Origin of the sequence: Streptomyces sp. NPDC088116, assembly GCF_044741745.1 — a bacterium.
In the GTDB taxonomy this organism is placed as follows: Bacteria; Actinomycetota; Actinomycetes; order Streptomycetales; family Streptomycetaceae; genus Streptomyces.
The window spans coordinates 1-23,079 of the sequence record NZ_JBIUTF010000002.1 but is presented as its reverse complement, the minus strand read 5'-3'; the positions used below and the strand labels follow the sequence as shown (position 1 = coordinate 23,079).

The 23,079-nt window shown below is 69.8% G+C and carries 19 protein-coding genes; 9 read left to right on the top strand and 10 right to left on the bottom strand.

Translation table 11 applies throughout. The features are described 5' to 3' along the window. The first annotated feature begins 295 nt into the window (after positions 1–295). On the top strand, positions 296–847 hold the full coding sequence (locus ACIOJD_RS06810; RefSeq protein WP_401909126.1) for a DJ-1/PfpI family protein: 552 nt from the start codon (positions 296–298) through the stop codon (positions 845–847). 453 nt (positions 848–1,300) lie between these two features. On the opposite strand, the gene ACIOJD_RS06805 is transcribed toward ACIOJD_RS06810, so the two are convergent. Further along, positions 1,301–1,978, bottom strand: coding sequence for an HAD family hydrolase (locus ACIOJD_RS06805; RefSeq protein WP_401909123.1), 678 nt, complete (start codon positions 1,976–1,978; stop codon positions 1,301–1,303). 90 nt (positions 1,979–2,068) lie between these two features. After that, positions 2,069–2,572, bottom strand: a complete 504-nt coding sequence (locus ACIOJD_RS06800) for a DUF6912 family protein (protein ID WP_401909120.1) — start codon at positions 2,570–2,572, stop codon at positions 2,069–2,071. 471 nt (positions 2,573–3,043) lie between these two features. Between ACIOJD_RS06800 and ACIOJD_RS06795 the strand changes: the two genes are divergently transcribed. Then, the gene (locus tag ACIOJD_RS06795; RefSeq protein WP_401911587.1) at positions 3,044–3,490 is read left to right on the top strand and encodes an Rv3235 family protein; all 447 of its coding nucleotides are present in this window, start codon (positions 3,044–3,046) and stop codon (positions 3,488–3,490) included. Between the two features lie 134 nt (positions 3,491–3,624). Here ACIOJD_RS06795 and secA read toward each other — a convergent pair whose 3' ends face one another. After that, positions 3,625–6,438, bottom strand: a complete 2,814-nt coding sequence (secA, locus tag ACIOJD_RS06790; RefSeq protein ID WP_401909117.1) for a preprotein translocase subunit SecA — start codon at positions 6,436–6,438, stop codon at positions 3,625–3,627. 240 nt (positions 6,439–6,678) lie between these two features. Here secA and ACIOJD_RS06785 point away from each other — a divergent pair, with 240 nt between their 5' ends. Both ACIOJD_RS06785 and ACIOJD_RS06780 read left to right on the top strand, forming a co-directional pair. Further along, positions 6,679–7,299 (top strand): GNAT family N-acetyltransferase, encoded by a 621-nt coding sequence (locus ACIOJD_RS06785; RefSeq protein WP_401909115.1) that lies wholly within the window; start codon positions 6,679–6,681, stop codon positions 7,297–7,299. A 30-nt stretch (positions 7,300–7,329) separates the two neighbouring features. Continuing rightward, a complete protein-coding gene (locus tag ACIOJD_RS06780; protein WP_401909113.1) occupies positions 7,330–8,529 on the top strand; it encodes a winged helix-turn-helix domain-containing protein in 1,200 nt (399 codons plus the stop codon). Between the two features lie 33 nt (positions 8,530–8,562). On the opposite strand, the gene ACIOJD_RS06775 is transcribed toward ACIOJD_RS06780, so the two are convergent. The 7 genes from ACIOJD_RS06775 to mtnA all read right to left on the bottom strand — a co-directional run bounded on the left by ACIOJD_RS06775 (position 8,563) and on the right by mtnA (position 17,259). Beyond that, complete coding sequence (locus ACIOJD_RS06775; protein WP_401909111.1) at positions 8,563–9,324, bottom strand: response regulator; 762 nt, start codon at positions 9,322–9,324, stop codon at positions 8,563–8,565. A 242-nt stretch (positions 9,325–9,566) separates the two neighbouring features. Beyond that, on the bottom strand, positions 9,567–10,259 hold the full coding sequence (gene hpf / locus ACIOJD_RS06770) for a ribosome hibernation-promoting factor, HPF/YfiA family (RefSeq protein ID WP_401909108.1): 693 nt from the start codon (positions 10,257–10,259) through the stop codon (positions 9,567–9,569). A gap of 315 nt (positions 10,260–10,574) precedes the next feature. Beyond that, positions 10,575–11,297, bottom strand: coding sequence for a ComF family protein (locus ACIOJD_RS06765; RefSeq protein ID WP_401909106.1), 723 nt, complete (start codon positions 11,295–11,297; stop codon positions 10,575–10,577). A gap of 214 nt (positions 11,298–11,511) precedes the next feature. Then, positions 11,512–13,389 carry an LpqB family beta-propeller domain-containing protein gene (locus ACIOJD_RS06760; RefSeq protein ID WP_401909103.1) on the bottom strand — a complete coding sequence of 626 codons (1,878 nt, stop codon included), beginning with the start codon at positions 13,387–13,389 and terminating at the stop codon, positions 11,512–11,514. Continuing rightward, positions 13,379–15,418, bottom strand: a complete 2,040-nt coding sequence (mtrB, locus tag ACIOJD_RS06755; RefSeq protein WP_401909101.1) for an MtrAB system histidine kinase MtrB — start codon at positions 15,416–15,418, stop codon at positions 13,379–13,381. The genes ACIOJD_RS06760 and mtrB overlap by 11 nt, the downstream gene beginning before the upstream one ends. 1 nt (position 15,419) lies before the next feature. Next, the gene (gene mtrA / locus ACIOJD_RS06750; RefSeq protein ID WP_401909098.1) at positions 15,420–16,097 is read right to left on the bottom strand and encodes a two-component system response regulator MtrA; all 678 of its coding nucleotides are present in this window, start codon (positions 16,095–16,097) and stop codon (positions 15,420–15,422) included. A 7-nt stretch (positions 16,098–16,104) separates the two neighbouring features. Continuing rightward, on the bottom strand, positions 16,105–17,259 hold the full coding sequence (mtnA, locus tag ACIOJD_RS06745; protein ID WP_401909095.1) for an S-methyl-5-thioribose-1-phosphate isomerase: 1,155 nt from the start codon (positions 17,257–17,259) through the stop codon (positions 16,105–16,107). A 194-nt stretch (positions 17,260–17,453) separates the two neighbouring features. Here mtnA and ACIOJD_RS06740 point away from each other — a divergent pair, with 194 nt between their 5' ends. Genes ACIOJD_RS06740 through ACIOJD_RS06720 form a run of 5 tightly spaced genes read left to right on the top strand, consistent with a single transcriptional unit; the run spans position 17,454 to position 22,899 of the window. After that, on the top strand, positions 17,454–18,689 hold the full coding sequence (locus ACIOJD_RS06740) for a hypothetical protein (RefSeq protein WP_401909093.1): 1,236 nt from the start codon (positions 17,454–17,456) through the stop codon (positions 18,687–18,689). A 4-nt stretch (positions 18,690–18,693) separates the two neighbouring features. After that, on the top strand, positions 18,694–19,380 hold the full coding sequence (locus tag ACIOJD_RS06735; protein WP_401909090.1) for a DUF4129 domain-containing protein: 687 nt from the start codon (positions 18,694–18,696) through the stop codon (positions 19,378–19,380). Continuing rightward, a complete protein-coding gene (locus ACIOJD_RS06730) occupies positions 19,377–20,597 on the top strand; it encodes a DUF4350 domain-containing protein (RefSeq protein ID WP_401909088.1) in 1,221 nt (406 codons plus the stop codon). The genes ACIOJD_RS06735 and ACIOJD_RS06730 overlap by 4 nt, the downstream gene beginning before the upstream one ends. After that, positions 20,594–21,577: an AAA family ATPase gene (locus ACIOJD_RS06725; RefSeq protein WP_401909086.1), complete on the top strand. Its 984-nt coding sequence runs from the start codon at positions 20,594–20,596 to the stop codon at positions 21,575–21,577. The genes ACIOJD_RS06730 and ACIOJD_RS06725 overlap by 4 nt, the downstream gene beginning before the upstream one ends. A gap of 11 nt (positions 21,578–21,588) precedes the next feature. After that, the gene (locus ACIOJD_RS06720) at positions 21,589–22,899 is read left to right on the top strand and encodes a DUF58 domain-containing protein (protein ID WP_401909083.1); all 1,311 of its coding nucleotides are present in this window, start codon (positions 21,589–21,591) and stop codon (positions 22,897–22,899) included. The last annotated feature ends 180 nt before the right edge of the window (positions 22,900–23,079 follow it).

Here is a 23,079-nt window from a genome sequence, read left to right as displayed (position 1 = left end):
ATTTTGACGGTCCACCCGGATCGGGGTGATCAGCGACCACCCGGGCGCTGTAACGCTCCGGGCGCGGGCCGGGGGCTTCGCTGCCCCCACGGCGTATAGCGCTGATCACGGGGACAAGGCTATCTCCCTCCACCCGGGCGCCGTCATGTGCCGTATGTGTACAAAAGCTGGACCCCGTTTTGGACGCTCCGCACAAGCCAAAATCACCCACGCGCGGCGACCCGGACGAGAGCGACCAACAGGACGAGACTGGTCGACAGATGGACACATCGACACATCCTTCCCGGGAGCAGTCATGGCAGCCAAGGTTCTGATCGTCACCGGCGATGCCGCCGAATCCCTCGAAGTCCTCTATCCGTACCAACGCCTGCGCGAGGAGGGCTACGAGGTCCATATCGCCGCCCCTACCCGCAAGAAGCTCCAGTTCGTGGTCCACGACTTCGAACCAGGCTTCGACACCTACACGGAGAAGCCCGGCTACACCTGGCCGGCCGACCTGGCCTTCGCCGAGGTCGAACCCACCCAGTACGCCGCCGTGGTCATCCCCGGCGGACGCGCCCCCGAATACCTGCGGGGCGACCCGGAACTCCGCAAGATCCTCAAGTCCTTCTTCGACGCCGACAAACCGGTGGCCCAGATCTGCCACGGCCCGCTCCTGACAGCCGCGATCGGCGAACTCGCCGGCCGCCACGTCACCGCGTACCCGGCCCTGGAACCCGACATGCAGGCGGCCGGCGCCACCTTCCAGGACACGGAGGCGGTCGTGGACGGCAACCTGATCTCCTCCCGCGCCTGGCCGGACCACTCGTCCTGGATGCGCGAATTCCTGAAACTCCTCCGAACGTAACGCCTCCCGGCGGGGGGCCATGGTGGGGTGCGGGGCGCCTCCCGGCGGGGTCCGGCTGCATTGTGACGCCGGCCGCTGGTTCGTGTGCGGGTTGTTGCCGGGTGCCGCGGACCACCCCCACCGCCCGGGGGCGGACCACCTGCGGGAGGGGGTCGGAGGTGCAGGAGGTGCGTGTCCGGACGTAAAGCGTGATGTGTGGCGCTACTCGGCCCGCACCCGGGTACGAGACCCGCACGCGCCGTAAATCATGCAGTCCGGACATGCGCCTCCGGAGGCCCCGGCACCCGCACCCACAACGGCGCGCACCACATCCGCACCCACGCCCACCAGACACCGCACCCGCACCCCCGGACGGCGCCCCGCCGAGACGGCCGGATCCTAGACGGCCGGACTCGAGACGGCCGGACTAGAGACGGCCGGACCCGAGGCGGCCGGACCCGAGGCGGCCGGACCTCAGGCCAAGTCCCCCGCCAAAGCCACCGCGTCCGCCAAGCTGTCCACGACCGGCACCCCCACCGCTTCCAGGCTCGCCCGACTGTGCGACCCGCCGCTGTACAGCACCGCACGCGCCCCCACATGCGCCGCCGCCACCGCGTCGTCGACCGCGTCGCCGATCACCACGGTGCGCTCCGCGGATATCCCGCCGCCCTCGCCCTGCGCGGCCAGTGCCGCCAGATGCCGCTCCATGTGCAGCGCCTTGCTGCCGCCCGACGGCCCCGTCCGCCCGTCGACGCGGATGAAGTGGCTCTCGATTCCGTACGCCCGCACGACCGGCACCAGCTCGTCGTGCCCGTACATGCTCAGCAGCGACTGGCTGCGCCCCGCCAACTGCCACTGCGCCAGCAGTTCCTCGACGCCGTCGGTCAGCCCGCAGCCGGCCCGCCGCTCCGTGTAGTGCCGGTGGAAGCACTCGTCCATGACGACCCACTCGTCGTCGGTCGGCAGACGGCCCATCAGCCGCTCGTAGAACACCGGAATCGGCACGCAGTACAGCGCGCGGTAACGGTCCAGCGTGATCGGCTCCAGGCCTATCTCCGCGAACGCGGCATTCGTCGCCCCGATGACCGCCTGGATGTCATCGAGGATGGTCCCGTTCCAGTCCCAGACGAGATGCGTCCTCTGCTTCCCCATGCCAAAACCGTACCGGCCGTGTCTGACAACGCCCCGCCGAGCGGACAGACTCACGCCCTGTCCGGCCCAGATCCTCAGGCCCTGTCCGGTCTAGATGAGGTTCGGGATCTCCTGGATCCCGTACCAGAGCAGCTCGTGGTCCTCCGCGCCGTCCACCGTGAACCGCGCGTCGTCGTCGCCGTGATCCGCCGCGCCCAGCGCGTCCGCCGCGGCCGAGACGTCGGCGTGCGCCTCGTCGGAGTCGACGTGCACCGCCGCCGCCTTCGACAGCGCGATCGCGGAGGCGATCCGCACCTCGCCGAGCCCGGCGGCGTCCGGCCCGCGGTCGGGGTCCGCGACGGCTTCCCTGTCGGGTACGTCGGCCGCGACGACGACCCTGCGGCGACCGGCACCCGGATCCGCGGCGAGCAGCCGCAGCGAGCCGGCGGCGGCCCGGTTGAGGGCCGCGTACTCCAGTTCCTCGATGTCGTCGGAGACGTACCACTCGCGCAGCCCGGGGGTCACGGCGTACGCGGTCAGCGGCCCTGGACCCAGCTCGCCGGTCTTGTGCGCCGCTGCGAGACCGGACAGGGTCAGGGGGACGTAGACGCGCATGAGCAGGCCACTTTCGTAGTCGGGGAAGCATCTAAGGATACGTCCGGGAGTCCCTCTTCGGGGTGACGCTCCAGGAGCCCTGAGGCGTCCACCGGGAACCGCACGCCACCCCGCTGTCCGGCCCCGCACGGCGCGCTCATCACCCGGATAGGTGATTCCACCGTTCCCTGCGCCGAGCGCGCACCGGCCTTGCGACGGCCCCCGGACGGCCCGTAAAAGATGCCCCACCAGAAGTTACTGCCCGGTATCCGAGCCGGGCGGGCAGAGCAGACGGGGGCGATCTGCATGGACAGGACCGATACCGCCACTCCCCTCGGCACCGCGACGGACCGGGCAGCGGCCAGGACCATCGCCAAGGCGGGGACCACCACGACGGGCCGGACGGCCGGGCCCGCCACCACGGGCAGGACCGCCACGGGCGGCACCAAGACAGGCGGCACCACCACAGGCAGGATCACCACCGCCAGGAACATCGATTCCGCCGCCGCGGACAGGCCGGCCGTCCCGGCCCGGCCACCGGCCCGGCCGCCGTCCCGCCGCGATCAGCGCAGGCCCGGCACCGTACGCCCGCAGCGGCGCCCGCACATCCCTCCGCACGAACTCTTCGCGGAGCGCCTGCTGGCCGTCCTCAGCGGCCAGAAGCCCGTGCACTGGATGCTCGGCCAGACCGTCGGGGACGCGTACGAACAGCTCGTCCAGCTCGCCCCCGGCACTCCGCTGAGGGCGAGAGGCGTACGCCCCGTCATCCACACCTGCCGTGCCTTCCAGCCGAGGACCGGCGTGGTGGAGGCCTCCGCGAGCATCGCTGCGGGCGAACAGCTGCGCGCCATGGCCTTCCGTCTGGAGCAGAGCGCCGATCTGCGGTGGCGCTGCGCGGCGGTCGAGCTCGGCGGAGAGCGCGTCACCGCCGGGGCATGAGGACGGGCCGGGGAATGAGTACGGGCCGCGACGTGAGGACGGGCCGGGGAATGAGTACGGGCCGGGGCACACACAGCGAAGGTGCGTGCCCCGGCCCGTACCGGGATCAGCCGGTCCCGCTGGACCGGCCGGTCCTACTTCTTGCGACGGCCGCCCTTCTGCGCCTTACGGCGCTCGGCCCGCGTCATCCCGTCCGACGTGGAGCGCGTCGGGCCCTCCGCGCTCTGGAAGTCGCCCTCGACGATGCCGCCCTCCCCGTCCACCGTGGGAGCGGAGAAGTGCAGCCGGTCGGGCCGCTGCGGAGCGTCCAGCCCCTTGGCGCGGATCTCCGGCCGGGAGGCACCGGCGGGCACCGCGTCCTCCTTGGTGAGCGAGGTGCGCTCGGCCGAATCCTGCACCGGAACCTCCTCTACCTGCTGCTCGACCTGGACCTCCAGGTTGAACAGGTAGCCGACGGACTCCTCCTTGATGCCGTCCATCATGGCGTTGAACATGTCGAAGCCCTCGCGCTGGTACTCGACCAGCGGGTCCTTCTGCGCCATCGCCCGGAGGCCGATGCCCTCCTGGAGGTAGTCCATCTCGTAGAGGTGCTCGCGCCACTTGCGGTCCAGGACGGACAGCACCACGCGCCGCTCCAGCTCACGCATGATGTCCGCGCCGAGCTGGTTCTCCCGGTCCTCGTACTGCTCGTAGATGTCGTCCTTGATGGACTCCGCGATGAACTCGGAGGTGATCCCGGCACGGTCGCCCGTGGCGTCCTCCAGCTCCTCGACGGTGACCTTCGTCGGGTAGAGCTGCTTGAAGGCGCCCCACAGCCGGTCCAGGTCCCACTCCTCGGCGAAGCCCTCAACGGTCTCCGCCTGGATGTACGCCTCGATGGTGTCGTCCATGAAGTGACGCACCTGCTCCTGGAGGTCCTCGCCCTCCAGGACACGGCGGCGCTCGCCGTAGATGACCTCACGCTGCCGGTTGAGGACCTCGTCGTACTTCAGGACGTTCTTACGCGTCTCGAAGTTCTGGACCTCGACCTGCGACTGGGCGGACGCGATCGCGCGGGTCACCATCTTGTTCTCGATGGGAACGTCGTCGGGCACATTGGCCATCGCCATCACGCGCTCGACCATCTGCGCCTTGAACAGACGCATCAGGTCGTCGCCGAGCGACAGGTAGAAACGGGACTCGCCGGGGTCGCCCTGACGTCCGGAACGACCGCGCAGCTGGTTGTCGATGCGGCGCGACTCGTGCCGCTCGGTGCCCAGGACGTAGAGCCCGCCGAGGTCCTTGACCTCCTCGAACTCCGCCTTGACCGCCTGCTCGGCCCGCTCCAGAGCGGCCGGCAGGGCCGCCGCCCACTCCTCGACATGCTCGACGGGGTCAAGGCCGCGCTGCCGCAGCTCGGCCTCCGCCAGGTCGTCGGGGTTGCCGCCGAGCTTGATGTCCGTACCACGCCCGGCCATGTTGGTGGCGACGGTGACGGCACCCTTGCGGCCGGCCTGGGCGACGATCGTCGCCTCCCGGTCGTGCTGCTTGGCGTTGAGCACCTCGTGCTGGACACCGCGCTTGTTGAGCTGCTGCGAGAGGTACTCGGACTTCTCGACCGAGGTGGTGCCGACCAGGATCGGCTGCCCCTTCTCGTGCTTCTCCGCGATGTCGTCGACGACCGCCGCGAACTTGGCGACCTCGGTGCGGTAGATCAGGTCGGACTGGTCCACGCGGACCATCGGCCGGTTCGTCGGGATCGGCACGACGCCCAGCTTGTAGATCTGGTGGAACTCGGCGGCCTCGGTCATGGCCGTACCGGTCATACCGGAGAGCTTGCCGTAGAGGCGGAAGAAGTTCTGGAGGGTGATCGTGGCAAGAGTCTGGTTCTCGTCCTTGATGTCCACCCCTTCCTTCGCCTCGATCGCCTGGTGCATGCCCTCGTTGTAGCGACGGCCGGCGAGGATACGGCCGGTGTGCTCGTCGACGATCATGACTTCGCCGTCGATGACGACGTAGTCCTTGTCGTTCTTGAACAGTTCCTTGGCCTTGATGGCGTTGTTCAGATAACCGACGAGCGGCGTGTTCACCGACTCGTACAGGTTGTCGATACCCAGCCAGTCCTCGACCTTGGAGACACCGGGCTCATGGATGGCCACGGTGCGCTTCTTCTCGTCGACCTCGTAGTCGCCGGTCTCCTCGATGCCCTTGAGCTGGTTGCCCGCCTCGCCCTTGGTGAGCCGGGTGACCAGCTTGGCGAAGTCGCCGTACCACTTGGTGGCCTGGTCGGCGGGGCCGGAGATGATCAGCGGCGTACGGGCCTCGTCGACGAGGATCGAGTCGACCTCGTCGACGATGGCGTAGTTGTGGCCGCGCTGGACCAGCTCTTCCTGGGACCACGCCATGTTGTCGCGCAGGTAGTCGAAGCCGAACTCGTTGTTCGTCCCGTACGTGATGTCGCAGGCGTACTGCTCGCGGCGCTGCGCGGGCGACATGTTCGCCAGGATGCAGCCGACCTCGAGGTCCAGGAACTTGTGGACGCGGCCCATCATCTCGGAGTCGCGCTCGGCCAGGTAGTCGTTCACCGTGATCAGGTGGACGCCCTTGCCGGACAGCGCGTTGAGGTACGCGGGCAGCGTGCCGACGAGGGTCTTGCCCTCACCGGTCTTCATCTCGGCGACATGGCCGAGGTGCAGTGCGGCGCCGCCCATCAGCTGGACGTCGTAGTGGCGCTGACCGAGGACACGCTTGGCCGCCTCACGGACGGTCGCGAAGGCCTCGGGGAGCAGGTCGTCCAGGCTCTCACCGTCGGCGTACCGCTCTTTGTACTCGGCGGTGAGCGCCTTCAACTCGGCGTCGGAGAGAGAGACGAAGTCCTCTTCGATGGAGTTGACCTGGTCCGCGATGCGGTGCAGTTTGCGCAGGATCTTGCCTTCGCCTGCACGCATGAGCTTGTTGAAGACGGACACTGAGGTTGGTCTCCTTGCCGGTCGGGCCTGGCACGTGGGTCGTGTACGGACACGGGCGCGGGCACGGCAGGCGGGCCCCACCGCAACGGCCATCGTAAGCGAGGACTCGGCCGCGCCGGGAGGGCTGCCGTCACGCAGGCCTGCTGTTACCCGTAAAGAGAACGCGCGGGACCCTCGGAAGGTGCCGGGGAGACGCGAAAAGCACTCGTGACGAAGACTCCCCCTCGGCAGAATCCCGGCATGGAACCCGTCATACTCACGACCCGCCGCCTGCGGCTGCGCGCCCTGACACCGGCCGACACCGACGACGTGAAGGCGGCCTGCCAGGACCCGGACATCCAGCGCTGGACGACGATCCCCTCTCCGTACGAACGACGGCACGCGGAGGAGTTCATCGGGCTGCTGGCCCCGGCCGGATGGCGCAACGGCACCGAGTACACCTTCGGTGTACAGCGGCGCGAGGGCGGCCCGGTGATCGCCGCGGTCAGCCTGCACCACCCCCGTTCCGGCACCTGGGAGGTCGGCTACTGGACCGCGAGGGAACACCGGGGCCTCGGCTACATGACGGAGGTCGTGACGGCGGTGGCCCACTTCGCCTTCACGACGCTGGGCGCGCTGCGGCTGGAGTGGCGTGCCGAGGTCGGCAACGCGGGTTCCCGCGCTCTGGCGGAGAAGGCCGGTTTCGCGGTGGAAGGCGTCCTGCGCGCCGGTCTGCTCAACAAGGGCATCCTGCGCGACTGCTGGATCGGCTCGCTGCTCCCGTCCGATCTCGGGCTGCCGACCGTCTGTCCCTATCTGCCGGCCCCGCCGCGCGACATCGCCACCGGGCCCCGACAAGCGCCTGAGGACCTGAGGACCTGACTGTCAGTGCCGCCGTCTATCGTGCGGACCATGACCACAGTGCCGCCCGCCACCATCGAGCTGTCCGCCGACGAGGCCCGCCGGATAGCCCTGCGCGCCCAGGGATTCCTCGGCGCACCGGACCGGCGCGCAGGGGTGCGGGGCGTGCTGCGCCACCTCGGCGCGGTCCAGCTGGACACGATCTCGGTGCTGGCTCGGTCGCACGAGCTGATTCCGTACGCACGGCTGGGCGCCGTCGGCCGTAAGACGGTCGAGGACGCCTACTGGACCCCCTCGGCGCCCGCGGGTGCGCCGTCATCGCGGCCGCACGCCTTCGAGTACTGGTCGCACGCGGCCTGCGTGCTGCCCGTCGAGGAGTGGCCGCACTTCGCCTTCCGCCGCCGCGCCTACCGGGCCCGCCCGCAGTGGCACCACGAGCTGGCGGACGGCTCCTACGACGCGGTGATCAAGCAGCTGCGGGCGGAGGGCCCCCTGACCGCCACGGAGCTGGGCGGCGCCAAGAACGGCGGGCTGTGGTGGGACTGGTCCGAGGCGAAGGTCGCCGTCGAGCGCGCGCTGATGTACGGCGAGGTCGTGTGCACCGGGCGGCGCAGCTGGAAGCGGGTCTACGACCTGGCGGAGCGTGCCATTCCCGGCGATCTCCTGCACGACGAGCTGGATGACACGGAGTGCCTGCGCCGGCTCGTGCGGCTCGCGGGCCGCTCGCTGGGCGTCGGCACGCGCGCCGACATCGCGGACTACCACCGTCTCAAGGGTGAGCAGGTCGACGCGGTGATCGCGGACTCGGGGCTGGTGCCGGTGACGGTCGCGGGATGGGAGAAGCCCGCCTGGGCCGATCCGGAGGCGCTGGCGACCACCCCGCGCGGGCGGCACCGTACGACACTGCTGTCACCCTTCGACTCCCTCATCTGGGAGCGGGCCCGCACCGAGCGGATCTTCGGCTTCACCCACCGGCTGGAGGCGTACGTCCCCAAGCCCAAGCGGGTGTACGGCTACTTCGCGATGCCCCTGCTGTCCGGCGGCAGACTGCTGGGCCGCGTCGACCCGGCGCGTGAGGGGAAGACACTGGTGGCCAAGCAGGTGTCCCTGGAGACCTCGAAGGCCGTGCTTCCGATGGCGCAGGCGCTGCGCGAGGCGGCGGAGTGGGTCGGCTGCTCGGACGTACGTGTGGAGCGGGTCGACGCACCCGAGCTGCGCGGGCCCCTGACCGAGGCGCTCGCCGCGGGCTGAGCGGACCGGGCAGCACGGGACGGCACAGTCAGGTCAGCGGATCTCCAGGATCTTCTCCCGCATCGCGTAGACCACGGCTTCCATCCGGGAGTGCAGCTGGAGCTTCTCCAGGATGTTGCGGACGTGGTTCTTCACGGTGTTCTCGGAGATGAACAACTCCTTGGCGATATCACGGTTGTTCATCCCCGTGGCCACCAGCTTGAGGACCTCCAGCTCGCGGTCGGTGAGACGCGGCGCCGGGACGAGCCTGCGCTCGTCGGTGCGCTGGATCATCGACTTGAACTCGGTCAGCAGCTTGGACGCCATCGAAGGGCTGATCTGTGACTGGCCGTCGGCCACGGCGCGGATCGCGGTGGAGACCTCGTCGGTGGAGATCTCCTTGAGGAGATAGCCGGTGGCGCCCGCCTTGATCGCGTCGTAGAGGTCGGCCTCCTCGTCGCTGATCGTCAACATGATGATCTTGGCGCTGGGCGCCACCTCCTTGATGGAGGTGCAGGCCTCGATACCCCCGCGCCTGGGCATCCGTACATCCATCAGCACGATGTCCGGGAGCAGGTCGGCTGCCTTGTCGACGGCCTCCGCGCCGTCACCGGCCTCCCCGACGACCTGGATGTCCTCCTCCTGTGCCAGCACGATCTCCAGCCCACGGCGGAAGAGCGCGTGGTCGTCCACGACCAGGACCCGGATCGGCTCCTTGCGGGAGCCCTCCCGCTCCATGTCGGTGTCGGACCGGCCGCCGCCGACCATCTGGCCGGCATCGCCCGCGCGGTGCACCGGTCCGAAGCTGTCCGACATCGTTCCTCCCCCTGATGGCCGTGGCCCGAGAATTCATGAGAGCCCGCCAACCGCAGGCCGCAGACCAGTTGTTGGCTTGCGGGCCCATGATTTCATGCCTTGAGGGTGGAACGGTGATCCTTGCGCAGACACGATGGTGCCCCTGAGGGCACAAAGGTCTCTCAGGGGCTCCACCAGGGCGCGGATCTCAGCCGAATTCCGGCCCGTATTCAGCCATGAACCCGCCGTACACCGGGCGGATCTCAGCCGCCGAGGGCGCCGCCGGCGCCACCTGCTTCGGATTCGGCCAGGGGATCTGTCCTGAGGTGGATGACGCCGTAGTCGTAGGCGTGACGGCGGTAGACGACGCTGGGTTCCTTGGAATCGGAATCGACGAACAGATAGAAGTCGTGACCGACCAGCTCCATCTCGTAGAGCGCCTGATCGAGTGTCATCGGCGCGGCGACGTGGTTCTTCTCACGGACCACCAGCGGACCTTCGCCCTGCACCCGGAGCGAGCCGACCATCGTGGTGGGTACCGCGTCGGCGGCCGCTTCCTGCGCCGCGGTCTCGCCGGTCGAGTTCAACTGGGCCACGCCAGGAACCACATCGACGACCTCGGCTGCCGACAACCGCCCGTTGCCCCGGCGGTCGTGGCGCTTGTCGTGCTGCTTGCGCAGCCGCGCCTCCAGCTTTCCGGTGGCCAGGTCGAGCGCCGCGTACGGATCGGCGGCCGCCGCCTCCGCACGGATCACCGGGCCACGGGAATGGAGCGTGATCTCCACCCGGTCGCACCTGTCGGCCTGACGCGGATTGTGTTCCTTGGACACCTCGACGTCGAGGCTGATCACCTTGCCGTCGAGCTTCTGGATCTTCTCCAGCTTCAGCTTCTCGGCCACGTGCTTGCGGAACCGCTCCGGCACCTCTGTCTTGCGGCCCTTGACGACGATGTCCACGCAGAACTCCGTTCCCGGATCACTCCGCCTCGCTGCGGAGTTACTCCCTGTTGCACCAGACCCCAGTTGGTCACCAGGGCCTCGGACTTGGTGACTTTCACCTCCTCCTCCCCCGTCGGCGCGATCTCATCCCCCCAACTTTCGAGGTTCTGAAAAAGCACTGAAGCACAGCAGCGCATTCGCTGAGTCACGGCTTCCGCCATTCCTCATAACCGAACATAGCCCTCCCGGGCCGTTGTCGGCACCCGCTACCGGCACGTACCTCTGTTCAGCTGATTTTCTTCCCTCTTTACCTGCAACGATGCGGGATCCCGGTCAGTTCCGGTTTATTTCGAAAGAGAGCGGCGGGGCGGCGACAACTGCCGCGCTCACCTGTACGAATCCGGGATTCCCCGGCCCGGTCGCGGCACGCAGTGCCCGCGCCGCCTCGACGAGCGAGGCACCCGTTGTCATGAGATCGTCCACCAGCACCACCCGGCCGCCCTCCAGCAGCCGCGCACCCCCGACCGGGACGTCCAGGGCCCCCGACAGATTCGCCAGCCTCTGGCGGGCACCGAGGCCCGCCTGATCGGCCACCGCACGCCGCTGCCGTAACAACGGCAGAACCCGGCACGGCCTGCCGTTACGCCGCAACTCACCCGCCGCGGCCAGCGCGATCCGGCGGGCGGCGTCATGCCCGCGCGCCCCGACCGCACGCCGCGTGGACGGGACCGGTACGAGCAGCAGCGGCCCGACGCTCGTACCAGGCGGCGCGGCGGCCTGTACGGCCCCTCCCAGGGCGCGGCCCAGCGGACCCGCGAGCCCGAGCGCGCCGCGCTCCTTGTGCGCCAGCAGCACGGCCCGTACCGCGTCTTCATACGGCGCCGCCGCGTGAACCGTCGGCAGCCCCACCGGCTCGGGCGCCGGGCGCACCCGGCAGGGCCACGTGCCGTACAGGGCCCTGCCGCAGTCCTCGCACAACGGCGTCCTGGGACTGCCGCAGCCGCCACAGGCAACCGGCAGGACCAGGCCGGTGATCTCCCGCCACCACCCGCGCATGAATTCACTGTGCCAACGACGGAGGCACCCGGCCACCCCTGTGGACAACTCGTCCGGGCAAAGGTCCGGGCAAGCCCCCACGCAGCGCCCGCACCGGCCCGTCACCCGAGCCCTCGCAGGACGGGCCGAGACGTCCGGACCGTCCCCGTCAGCCGGGGCCCCTGCCCGGGACGCCCGGGTCGGCAAGGGCGGCCGGGTATCCGGGTTGTGTCCGTCAGCCGGGGTAGACCGGTGACGAGCCGGCCTCGACCATCGTCTGCCAGTTCGCCCCGCTCGGCAGCCGTACGATCCCCGCGTCCTGCGATTCGGCCACCAGCGGCTGCCGGTCGTCGTCCGCCGCCGCGATCGCCGTCACCTGGTTCACCCCGGGCAGCACGCCCGCGGCCGAGGTCGACCCATCGGCCTGGATGTAGCGCACCTGCTGCACCCCACCGGCCTCCTTGCCGACCACCACCAGTCGGCTGGGCCCTGCCCAGGACACCGCGGTCACCGTCTCCATCTGCGGGGCCGCCGACTGGAGTTCCGCCACCGACACCGTCGGTCCGGCCGGGGAGCTGTGCCACTCCACCCGCCCGATCTGCAGCGTGGTCCGCCCGTCCTTCGACAGCAGCAGCGCGATCCGGACGCCGTCCGCCGACACCCGCAGCCCCTTGATCCGCGCCCCTTCCAGTCCATCGACCCGGACGTTCTCCGGGGTGCCGGCGCCCTCCTCGAACCGCAGCAGGCGCGGCTTGGCGGGATCGCGGTCCGCGACCCACAGATCGCCACGCCCGTCCCAGCTCGGCGCGGTCAGCCGGTCGTCCTTCGCCGGGCCGTTGCTGGACATCAGCGGATCGCCCAGCTCGCCGTCCGAGAGGACGGACGACACGTAGAGGGACTTGGCGTCCTCCGTGACACCCGCCGCGTGTTTCTCGTCGCGCGCCACCCCGACCGTTCCGAGCCTCACGTCGCCGTTGCCGAACGGCCCGATCACGGGCGTCCGTTCGGCCTCCTCGTTCCCGTCGGCCCGCAACAGCGACAGCTGCCCCTGGTCGTCGACGAAATACGGATTGTCGGGACGGCCGGTCGTGCGGTCGGGCGCGAACTCCTCGGCCTGGTCCCCGCCGAGCACGCAGAGCGAGGACCCGTCCGCCAGCAGCTCGACCTGCCCGACCGGGGTCGACGTCAGGTCCCGCAGCGTGAAGAGCAGCTGCGCCGCCATCTTCCGGCACTGCGTGCGCCCCGCCTTCGACGCCTTCTCGTTCAGCGGCACCTTCAGCGCGTTCCGGTCGTCGAACTCCAGCGTTCTGGTGCCCTTCTCGAGAGCCGTCCCGGCGGGGAAGGGGGAGTCGACCACCGTCTTCAGCCAGCGCGTCGGCCCGTCCAGCAGCACCTTCACCGCCTGGGTGACCGGGTCCATCCGGGTCGTGGGGTCTATCCGCTGACGGACATAGACGGGGTCGGCGACCAGCCAGTTCTCGCCGGAGGCGAAGTAGTACTTGTTCACCGAACGGTAGTTCCGCTGGAAGTCCGACTCACCGAGCACCAGCCCCTGCGGCAGGCTGTCGATGCGCCACTCCTTGCCGTCGGCCCCGTTGCGCTGCTGCACCAGGTGGATGGTGCCGTTGTACGAGGCGGGCTCGGCCGGGTGGTAGGCGTGCGCGGCGTCCACATCGGCGATCCGGTCGCCGTACAGCGGATAGGTACGGCCAGGGCCGTCGGATCCTGCCGGATCCCGGGGGCCCGCGGGGTCGGGCGCGGCGCGCAGCACCGTCGTACCGGCACCCGGCTCCCAGTAGTCGGACGCCGCTTTCGTGAGGTACTTCCTGGCCATCGCGAAGTCCGGATCGTCACTGGTCATGGCCTCGAGGAAGCCGTCGACGATCTCGTCGGGCTCGGCCTTCTCACGCGGCGGGACGGCATAGACGCGTACCTGGGACTCACCGGCGGGCGATGCCTTGACCGGCTCCACATCGCCACTGTCCGGGACCGAGGCGCACCCGGTCAGCAGCAGGGCAAAGGTCCCCAGCAACGCGGTCAGCGCCGTTGGCCTCTTCGCCGTCGGCCTCCTCACCGCACGCTCATGGCCGTACCGACGGCGGTCAGCGCCCACGTATCGTGTCCTCCCGCTCCGGAGCCTCATGTGCTGTGTCCTCGGTCTCCCGGTCGGGGAGCCGCTCGTCGGCGGGACGCGCCACCACCCGGGCTCCGCTGCCCGGCAGTGCCGCCGGGTCCACCGCGGCCGTCGTACGGGACGAGGCGGGCGCAACGGGCGGTGCCGCCAGCGCGGAGCCGACCGCCCCCGGCTGCACGGGCACGCTCGCCAGCCGGTGCGCGCTCTCCTTCAGTTCCTGTGCTCCGGCGCTCTCCCGGTTGCGCCGGGAGTCCTCGGGCTCCAGCGGTATGGGTGAACCGCGCAAGGCCTCGTCCGCCGTACGCGGCAGGGTCAGCCGGAACTGGGAACCCCCGCCCGGCTCGCCCCACGCCTGTAGCCAGCCTCCGTGCAGCCGCGCGTCCTCGACCGCGATCGACAGCCCAAGACCGGTGCCCCCGGTGGTACGGGCACGGGCCGGGTCCGCCCGCCAGAAGCGGTTGAACACCCGGGTCGCCTCGCCGGGCTTGAGCCCCACGCCGTAGTCGCGCACGGCAACCGCGACGGCCCCGCCCGCCACCCCCATCCGTACGACGACATCCCGGCCCTCGCCGTGCTCCACGGCGTTGACGACCAGGTTGCGCAGCACGCGCTCGACCCGGCGGGCGTCGGCCTCCGCCACAACGGGCTGCTCGTCCCCGACGACCCGGATCCGGCTGCCCTTGCGCTCGGCCAGCGGTTCGGCGCCGCCGATCACCCGGCGTACGACCTCACGCAGGTCTATCGGCTCGGCCTCCAGCGCCGCCGCGCCCGCGTCGAAGCGGCTGATCTCCAGGAGATCCGCCAGCAGGGACTCGAAACGGTCGAGCTGGTCACCGAGCAGTTCGGCCGAGCGTGCCGTCACGGGATCGAAGTCGCTGCGCGCCTCATGGATGACGTCGGCGGCCATCCGCACGGTCGTCAGCGGCGTGCGCAGTTCGTGCGAGACGTCGGAGACGAAGCGCCGCTGCATCCTGGAGAGCTCCTCCAGCTGCTGGATCTTGAGCTGGAGGTTCTGCGCCATCTTGTTGAAGGCCTCGCCGAGCCGGGCGATGTCGTCCTCGCCGGTGACCTTCATCCGCTCCTGGAGACGGCCGGTGGAGAGCCGCTCGGCGATCCCCGCGGCCATCCGTACGGGGGTCACGACCTGCCGCACCACCAGCCAGGCGATGGCACCGAGCAGTACGACCACGAAGACCCCGGCCGTGGCGAGTGTGCCCTTGACCAGGTTGAGCGACTGCTCCTCCTGGGTCAGCGGGAAGAGGTAGTAGAGCTCGTACGCGTAACCGTCGACGTCGTTCAGCCGCTTGCCGACGATCAGTCCCGGCTCCGGATCGCGGTCCTCGGTGGCACCGGTGTACGTGATCTTGGCGTATCTCTCGTACGGCCCGGTGCCCTGCGCGACCGCGGTCCGCAGATCCGCCGGGACGCTGGCGAAATCCACCCCGCCCGAGACCCGGGGCGCCCGGCTGGTGGCGTCATCCGAATCGGGGCTCAGTGCCACCACGTTGAAGGCGCCCGGACCGCCGCTGGCGAGCTGCTCGACGAGGTCGGAGCGCCAGTTGACGGAGTTCCTCCCCGGCCTGCCGCTCGTCCCGTCGTCATCCCGGCCGCCGAGCGCGGCCGGTGCGTCGGCCTTCTCCTTCGCGACCGTGAAACCGCCGGCCGCCTGACTCTGGGCCGCCTTCTCCTTGGCGTCGAGCAGGCCGTTGCGTACCTGGCCTATGACGACGAACCCGAGGAGCAGCACGACACCGAGCGACATGAGCAGCGTCGCCGCGACGACCCGCAGCTGGATGTTCCGCCGCCACAGCCGTACGGCGGGCAGCAGCGGACGCCTCACCCAGCGCACCAGAAGCCGCAGCACGGGCCCGCCCGGCGAACCGTCCTGGAGCAGCCGCCCGCTCTGGAACAGGCGGCCGAACCTCACGAGCGCACGCCCCGGCCCGGCAGCCCGCCCCGCACGGACTCCCGGCTCACCGGGCTTCGGAGCAGCGCTGCCGCCGGACACGTCAGCTCGGTCCTGCCTTGTAACCGACTCCGCGGACGGTCACCACGATCTCCGGCCGCTCCGGGTCCTGCTCGACCTTGGAGCGCAGCCGCTGGACATGCACATTGACCAGCCGGGTGTCCGCCGCGTGCCGGTAGCCCCAGACCTGCTCCAGGAGCACCTCCCGGGTGAACACCTGCCACGGTTTGCGGGCCAGCGCGACCAGCAGATCGAACTCGAGCGGTGTCAGGGCGATCGACTGCCCGTCCCGCTTCACCGAGTGACCCGCCACGTCGATGACCAGGTCGCCTATGGCCAGCTGTTCCGGCGCCGGCTCCTCCGACCTGCGCAGCCGCGCCCTGATCCGGGCCACCAGCTCCTTGGGCTTGAACGGCTTGACGATGTAGTCGTCGGCCCCGGATTCCAGCCCGACCACCACATCGACCGTGTCACTCTTGGCCGTGAGCATGACAATGGGCACCCCGGACTCGGCCCTGATGAGCCGGCACACCTCGATGCCGTCCCGGCCGGGCAGCATGAGATCCAGCAACACCAGATCCGGCTTGGTCTCACGGAAGGCGGCTAGCGCCTTGTCACCGTCCGCCACGAACGACGGCTCGAAACCCTCACCACGCAGCACAATGCCGAGCATCTCGGCCAGTGCGGTGTCGTCATCGACGACAAGGACGCGTCCCTTCATATCGACATCATCCCATTAGCTCATCGTTACCTGGGCGTGACCTGGCACACAGCTCCGCGATCCCGTCCCTGGTCACCGGGGACAGTGCGCCAAATTCGGTGACGATCGCCGTCACCAGTTCCGGGGGTGTGACGTCGAAGGCCGGGTTGTACGCCTGCGTTCCCAGCGGCGCCACCGGCACTCCGCCTCCCGGCTCCGCTCCCGCCGCGGCCCCCGGCGCCACGAACTCGGTCACCTCCTGACCCGGCCGCTGCTCTACCTCGATCGAAGCCCCGTCCGGGGTGCTCAGGTCGATCGTCGTCGTGGGCGCGACCACGACAAAGGGAACATGGTGGTACTTGGCCAGTACGGCGAGCGGATAACTCCCCACCTTGTTCGCCACCGAGCCGTCGGCGGCGATCCGGTCGGCCCCGATCAGAACGGCGTCCACCTCCCCCGCCGCGAAGAGCGAACCAGCCGCGTTGTCCGTGAGCAATGTGTACGCCATCCCGTTACGAGCCGCCTCATACGCCGTCAGCCGGGCGCCCTGAAGGAGCGGACGCGTCTCGTCCACCCACAGACGCCGTAGCCGACCGGCCCGGTGAGCCGACAACGCCACGGCGAACGCGGTGCCCTCCCCGCCGGAGACAAGCGCCCCGGTGTTGCAATGAGTCAGGATCCGGTGGCTGCCACCCGGCAGCAGTTCATCGAGGAGCGTAAGCCCAAACTCAGCCATCTGTGTGCTGGCCTCGGCATCTTCCCGGTGCAGCCGCCTCGCTTCGGCGAGCGCCACAGCCGCCGCCTTCTCCAGACCGGCCCCGCTCTCAACCGCCGCCCGGTACGCGTCACGGGCCCTGCGCACCCCGTATCCCAGGTTCACCGCGGTGGGCCGCGCCCGAGCCAACTGCTCCGCCGCGTCCTCCACGTCGTAGCCCCGCGCCGCGGCGAGCGCCACCCCGTAGGCGCCCGCGACACCCAGCAACGGAGCCCCCCGAACCGCCAGCGTCCGGATCGCGAGCACCAGAGCGGGAACATCGGTGCAGACCCGCTCGGCCTCCTCGGCCGGAAGCCGCGTCTGGTCGAGAAGTACCAGTACAGGCCCTTCCGGCAGTTCGTCCCAGCGGATCGAAGGAAGCATGGAGGGCTCCACGCCGAACGGGGTTTGTGCGTACTCATCAGCCATCCGCTCAGTCTGCCCGCTGCGGCACGGACAGTGAAGGCGAGGACGCAGGCGAGAAGGAGATGCGGCCCCCGGTCCACCGGGACGCGGCGCGTGGCACGATGGCTGCCAGCCTGCCGCTCCGTTCCATGGACAGGCACCGCTGAAGCGCCGGCTCGCCGAGCAGGCCCCACAACCAATCCACGAGGTGGACGACCGTGAACGACACTCCGGGCTGGGCCTCGCCCGGATCTGCCCCGTCCGACGGCCAGGACGCCACCGTGCCCAGGCCCGCCGAGCCCGCCGACGACTCGGGTTCCTCCTCGAAGTGGTCCAGCGCCCAGCCCCCGGCCGGGCAGTGGTCCCCGCCGAGCGCCCCCGGCGCCGGGCCCTCCGCGCCCCGGACCGCACCAGGCTGGGGCGGCCCCGCCCAAGGAGGCGGACCGGGCCACGGCTGGGGGCAGCCGCCCGCAGCCAAGCCGGGCGTGATCCCGCTCCGTCCGTTGGGTGTCGGCGAGATCCTCGACGGCTCCGTGTCCACTCTGCGCGCGCACTGGCGCACAGTGCTGGGCATCAGCCTCGTCGTCGCCGTGATCTCCCAGATCGGCGACATTCTCGTCCAGCGCTACCTCCTCCCCCCGCCGGTAGAGATCGATCCCAACGCCGACCCGTCGGAAGCACTCCGTCAGGCCGCCGACTCGGTGCGGTCGAGCCTGATCGCCCTGGCACCGTCGCTCGTCATCACGATCATCGGCACCCTCTTCACCACAGCGGTACTCACGATGGTGATCAGCCGGTCTGTGCTGGGCCGCTCCGTCACACTCCCGGAAGCGTGGAACGAGGCCCGCCCCCGGCTTCCCCAACTGCTGGGCCTGACCCTGCTGCTGCCGCTGATGAGCCTGGCCATCATGACCGCCGGTATCCTCCCCGGCGTGCTGGTGGGGTCCGCCGCGGGCATCACGCTCTCTCTTCTCGGCGGGCTGGCCGCCTTCGTCGTCATCCTCTGGCTGATGATCCGCTTCAGCCTCGCCTCTCCCGCGCTCATGCTCGAACGGCAGGGCGTACTGGCCTCCATGCGCCGCTCCGCCAAGCTCGTTCGAGACGCCTGGTGGCGCACCTTCGGCGTCCTGGCGCTCACCCTCCTGCTGACCTTCCTGGTCTCGCTGATCATCGGGGTGCCCTTCGGCCTCATCGCCGCAGCGGTGGACAGTGACGGCCTCGGCGGACTGCTCACCGGCAGCGGCCCGGACTTCGGCTGGCCCTACCTGATCATCACCGGCATCGGCACGGTGATCGCCTCCACCATCACCTACCCGATCTCCGCCGGCGTGACCGTCCTCCTCTACGTGGACCAGCGCATTCGCCGCGAGGCCCTCGACCTCGAACTGGCGCGAGCCGCCGGCGTACCGGGATACGGCTCCGACCAGCCGGACCACACCACGCCCGGGAACTGATGCCGTGACCATCACGGGGGGAGCGACGACACGGCTGCTGACCCGCGCAGCCGACGACATACCCGTGGACACCCCCCGCTTCCCCGCCCGTGAAGCGGCGGAGCGGGAACTGTCCAAGCCGATGTACCACGAGAACGATCCGAACCTCCTCCAGCGCGCACTCGACAACTTCTGGGAGTGGATCGGCAAGCTCTTCGAATCCGCCTTCGGCTCGGCCCCCGGCGGTCCACTCGGCATCGCCGTCCTCGCCCTGATCGTCGTGCTCCTCGTCGCCGCCCTGTGGTGGCGGCTGGGTACACCCCAGCGCATATCCCGCACGGCGGAAACTCTCTTCGCCGACGGCCCCCGCAGCGCCGCTGAACACCGCGCCACCGCGGAGGACCACGCCACCGCCGGCCGCTGGAACCAAGCCGTCCAGGAGCGGATGCGTGCCATCGTCCGCTCCCTGGAGGAACGCGCCCTGCTCGACCCGCGCCCCGGCCGCACCGCCGACGAAGCCGCCGCCGAAGCCGGGCGCCCGCTCCCCGACCACGCGGACCGACTGCGCACGGCCGCCAGGGAGTTCGACGACGTCACATACGGAGGCCGCACCGCCGGGCGGCGGACATACCTGCTCCTGTGCGATCTCGACCTGGACCTCGAGCATGCGAAACCGCAGCTGAGCACCACGTCCGGAGGAACCGCCGAGTGACCTCCACGATCAGCCCCACTTCGGTCTCCCCCACCGCCCGCCAAGTGTGGACCCGGGGCCGCGGACTGCTCCTCGCGCTCCTTGTCCTCCTTGCGGCCGGCATCACCCTGGCCACTCTTCGCTCCGGGGACCAGCACGGCCGCCTGGACCCGCGCTCCGCCGACCGGTACGGCAGCCGCGCCGCCGCCGAGTTGCTCAAGAACAGCGGAGTCTCCGTCGATGTCGTCACCACGTTGAACGAAGCCACAGCGACGACCGGACCCGATACCACCCTTCTGGTCACCAACCCCAATTTGTTGACGCCCCATCAGCAGCGCTCCCTGCACGCCGTGACGGCCCCCTCGGGTGGCCGCACCGTCCTGCTGGGCGCTGGCCCGCCCTCCGTGGACGCACTGGCCCCCGGCGTGCGTACGAGCGCCCCCACACCGGTCTCGGCACGAGCCCCTGGCTGCTCCCTGCCCGCCGCCGACCGCGCGGGCACTGTCGACATCGGTGGCGAGCGGTACGTCACCAACGCCCCCGGCGCCGACGCCTGTTACACGAGCGACGGCGACCCGACCCTGCTCAGAATCACGAACACCGACGCGGGCAAGGGCACAACTACGGACGCCGGTGACACCGTCCTGCTCGGCTCGCCCGATCTTCTGTACAACGACCGCCTCGACAAGCAGGGCAACGCGTCGCTGGCCCTGCAACTCCTCGGCTCCCGGCCTCATCTCGTCTGGTACCTCCCTTCGCTCAGTGATCCCTCCGCCTCCAGGGGCAGCGGTGACGACAGTGGTGACAGCGGCTTCCTCTCTCTGATCCCTTCTGGCTGGCTCTGGGGCACCTTCCAGCTCTTCCTCGCCGCAGTGCTCGCCGCTGTCTGGCGTGCCCGCAGGCTGGGGCCTCTCGTACCCGAACGGCTCCCCGTCGCCGTCCGGGCCTCGGAATCCGCCGAAGGCCGCGCCCGCCTCTACCGCAAGGTGAACGCCCGGGACCGTGCCGCCTCCGTCCTCCGCTCGGCGACCCGCGCCCGGCTCGCGTCTCTCCTCGGCGTCCCTCCCGCCAAGACACACAGTCCCGAAACTCTGATCCCCGCCGTCTCCGCCCAACTGCCGGACACCACGCGGGACCTACGCACCCTGCTCTTCGGCCCGACTCCGGTCGACGACGCAGCGCTCATCCGCCTGGCGGATCAACTCGACGCCCTCGAAAGAGAGGTACGCACCTCATGAGTGCCCCGACCACAGAGACCGCTGGGAACTCGGACAACGCCCGCGCCTCCCTGGAAGCCCTGCGTGCCGAGATCGCGAAGGCGGTGGTCGGCCAGGACCCCGCCGTCACCGGGCTGGTGGTCGCCCTCCTCTGCCGCGGCCATGTGCTCCTCGAAGGGGTCCCCGGCGTCGCCAAGACCCTCCTCGTACGGGCCCTGGCCGCGTCACTCGAACTCGACACCAAACGCGTCCAGTTCACCCCGGACCTGATGCCGAGTGACATCACCGGATCCCTGGTCTATGACGCCAGAACCGCAGAGTTCTCCTTCCAGCCCGGTCCCGTGTTCACCCATCTGCTGCTGGCCGACGAGATCAACCGCACACCTCCCAAGACCCAGTCATCGCTTCTGGAAGCGATGGAAGAACGCCAGGTCACAGTTGACGGCACTCCACGCCCCCTGCCCGATCCGTTCCTGGTAGCGGCCACTCAGAATCCGGTCGAGTACGAAGGCACTTATCCCCTTCCCGAGGCCCAGCTCGACCGCTTCCTCCTCAAACTGACCGTGCCGCTTCCGTCCCGCGAGGACGAGGTCAATGTCCTGACCCGCCACGCTGAAGGCTTCAACCCTCGTGACCTCCAGGCCGCAGGGGTACGGCCCGTGGCCGGGCCGGCCGACCTGGAAGCAGCACGGAATGCCGTCGCCAAGACATCCGTCTCGCCCGAGATCGCGGGCTATGTCGTCGATATCTGTCGTGCCACTCGTGAATCCCCCTCACTCGCGCTCGGTGTCTCCCCACGAGGAGCCACCGCCCTGCTCTCCACCGCCCGTGCCTGGGCCTGGCTCACCGGCCGGGACTATGTCATCCCTGACGATGTAAAAGCCCTGGCCCTCCCCACGCTCCGTCATCGCGTCCAACTCAGGCCCGAGGCCGAGATGGAGGGAGTCACCGCCGACTCCGTCATCACCGCGACCCTCGCCCACGTCCCCGTACCTCGATGAGACGGTGAACCGTGGCCCTCACCGGACGAAGCGCACTCCTCGCCGCACTCGGCTCTCTCCCCATCGGATTCTTCGCCCCCAGCTGGGCGGGAATCCTTGCCATCAACGCGCCACTCTCACTAGCAATTCTGTGCGACTACGCCCTGGCCGCACCAGTGCGAAGGCTCCAATTCACCCGAAGTGGTGATACTTCAGTTCGACTTGGTGAGAGCGCCGAAGTCCACCTCACCGTCACCAACCCCTCGGGACGCCCTCTCCACGCACAACTGCGCGACGCCTGGCCGCCCAGCAGCTGGCCCGCCGGCACCGACCAGACCGCCTCCCGGCACAAGGTGCGCGTCCCCGCCGGGGAACGCCGCAGACTCACCACGCTCCTCCGCCCCACCCGCCGTGGCGACCGGCACGCGGCACGTGTCACGGTGCGCTCGTTCGGGCCGATGGGCCTGGCCGCCCGCCAGGGCAATCACGAGGTGCCCTGGACCCTGCGCGTCCTGCCGCCGTTCACGAGCCGCAAGCACCTGCCGTCCCGGCTTGCCCGGCTACGCGAACTCGACGGCCGTACCAGCGTGCTGACCCGCGGCGAAGGAACCGAGTTCGACAGCCTCCGCGCCTATGTGCCCGGCGACGACACCCGATCCATCGACTGGCGGGCCACCGCACGTCAGTCGACCGTCGCTGTGCGGACCTGGCGCCCCGAACGCGACCGGCACATTCTTGTCGTGCTCGACACCGGTCGCACATCGGCCGGCCGGGTCGGCGACGTCCCCCGTCTCGACGCGGCCATGGACGCCACACTCCTCCTCACCGCACTCGCCGCACGCGCCGGTGACCGAGTGAGCCTCCTTGCCTTCGACCGCCGCGTTCGCGCCCAGGTTCAGGGCCGCACGGCAGGCGATGTCCTGCCCGCCATGGTGAATGCGCTCGCCCCTCTCGAACCGGAACTCGTGGAGACGGACGTGCGAGGCCTCGGTGCGGCCGCGCTCAAGAACGCACCGCGCCGGTCCCTCATCGTCCTGATCACCAGTCTCGATGCGGCTCCTGTCGAGGAAGGACTTCTTCCTGTCCTCCCAGGGCTCACACAGCGCCACACGGTCCTCGTGGCCTCGGTCGCTGATCCTCGTTCCGAGGAAATGAGTACGGGCCGTGGCACAGTGGACGCGGTCTACGAGGCAGCTGCGGGCACCCAGGCACAAACCCAGCGGCGCCGTACTGCAGAAAAACTGCAACGTCATGGTGTGACGGTCGTGGATGCCACCCCGGAGAAACTGGCTCCGGCCCTCGCCGACGCTTATCTCGCATTGAAAGCCGCAGGACGCCTCTGAGAACGGGGTGGTCGCCGACCGGAGTCCGCCACCACCCCGATTTCAATGAAATGGGTGCGGCTGGTGAATGGCCTGACGGGAAAAGGACCCTGAACGCAGGAATGCCCCGTACCATGACTGGTACGGGGCATTCCCACAACAATTGTTCGGCGGCGTCCTACTCTCCCACAGGGTCCCCCC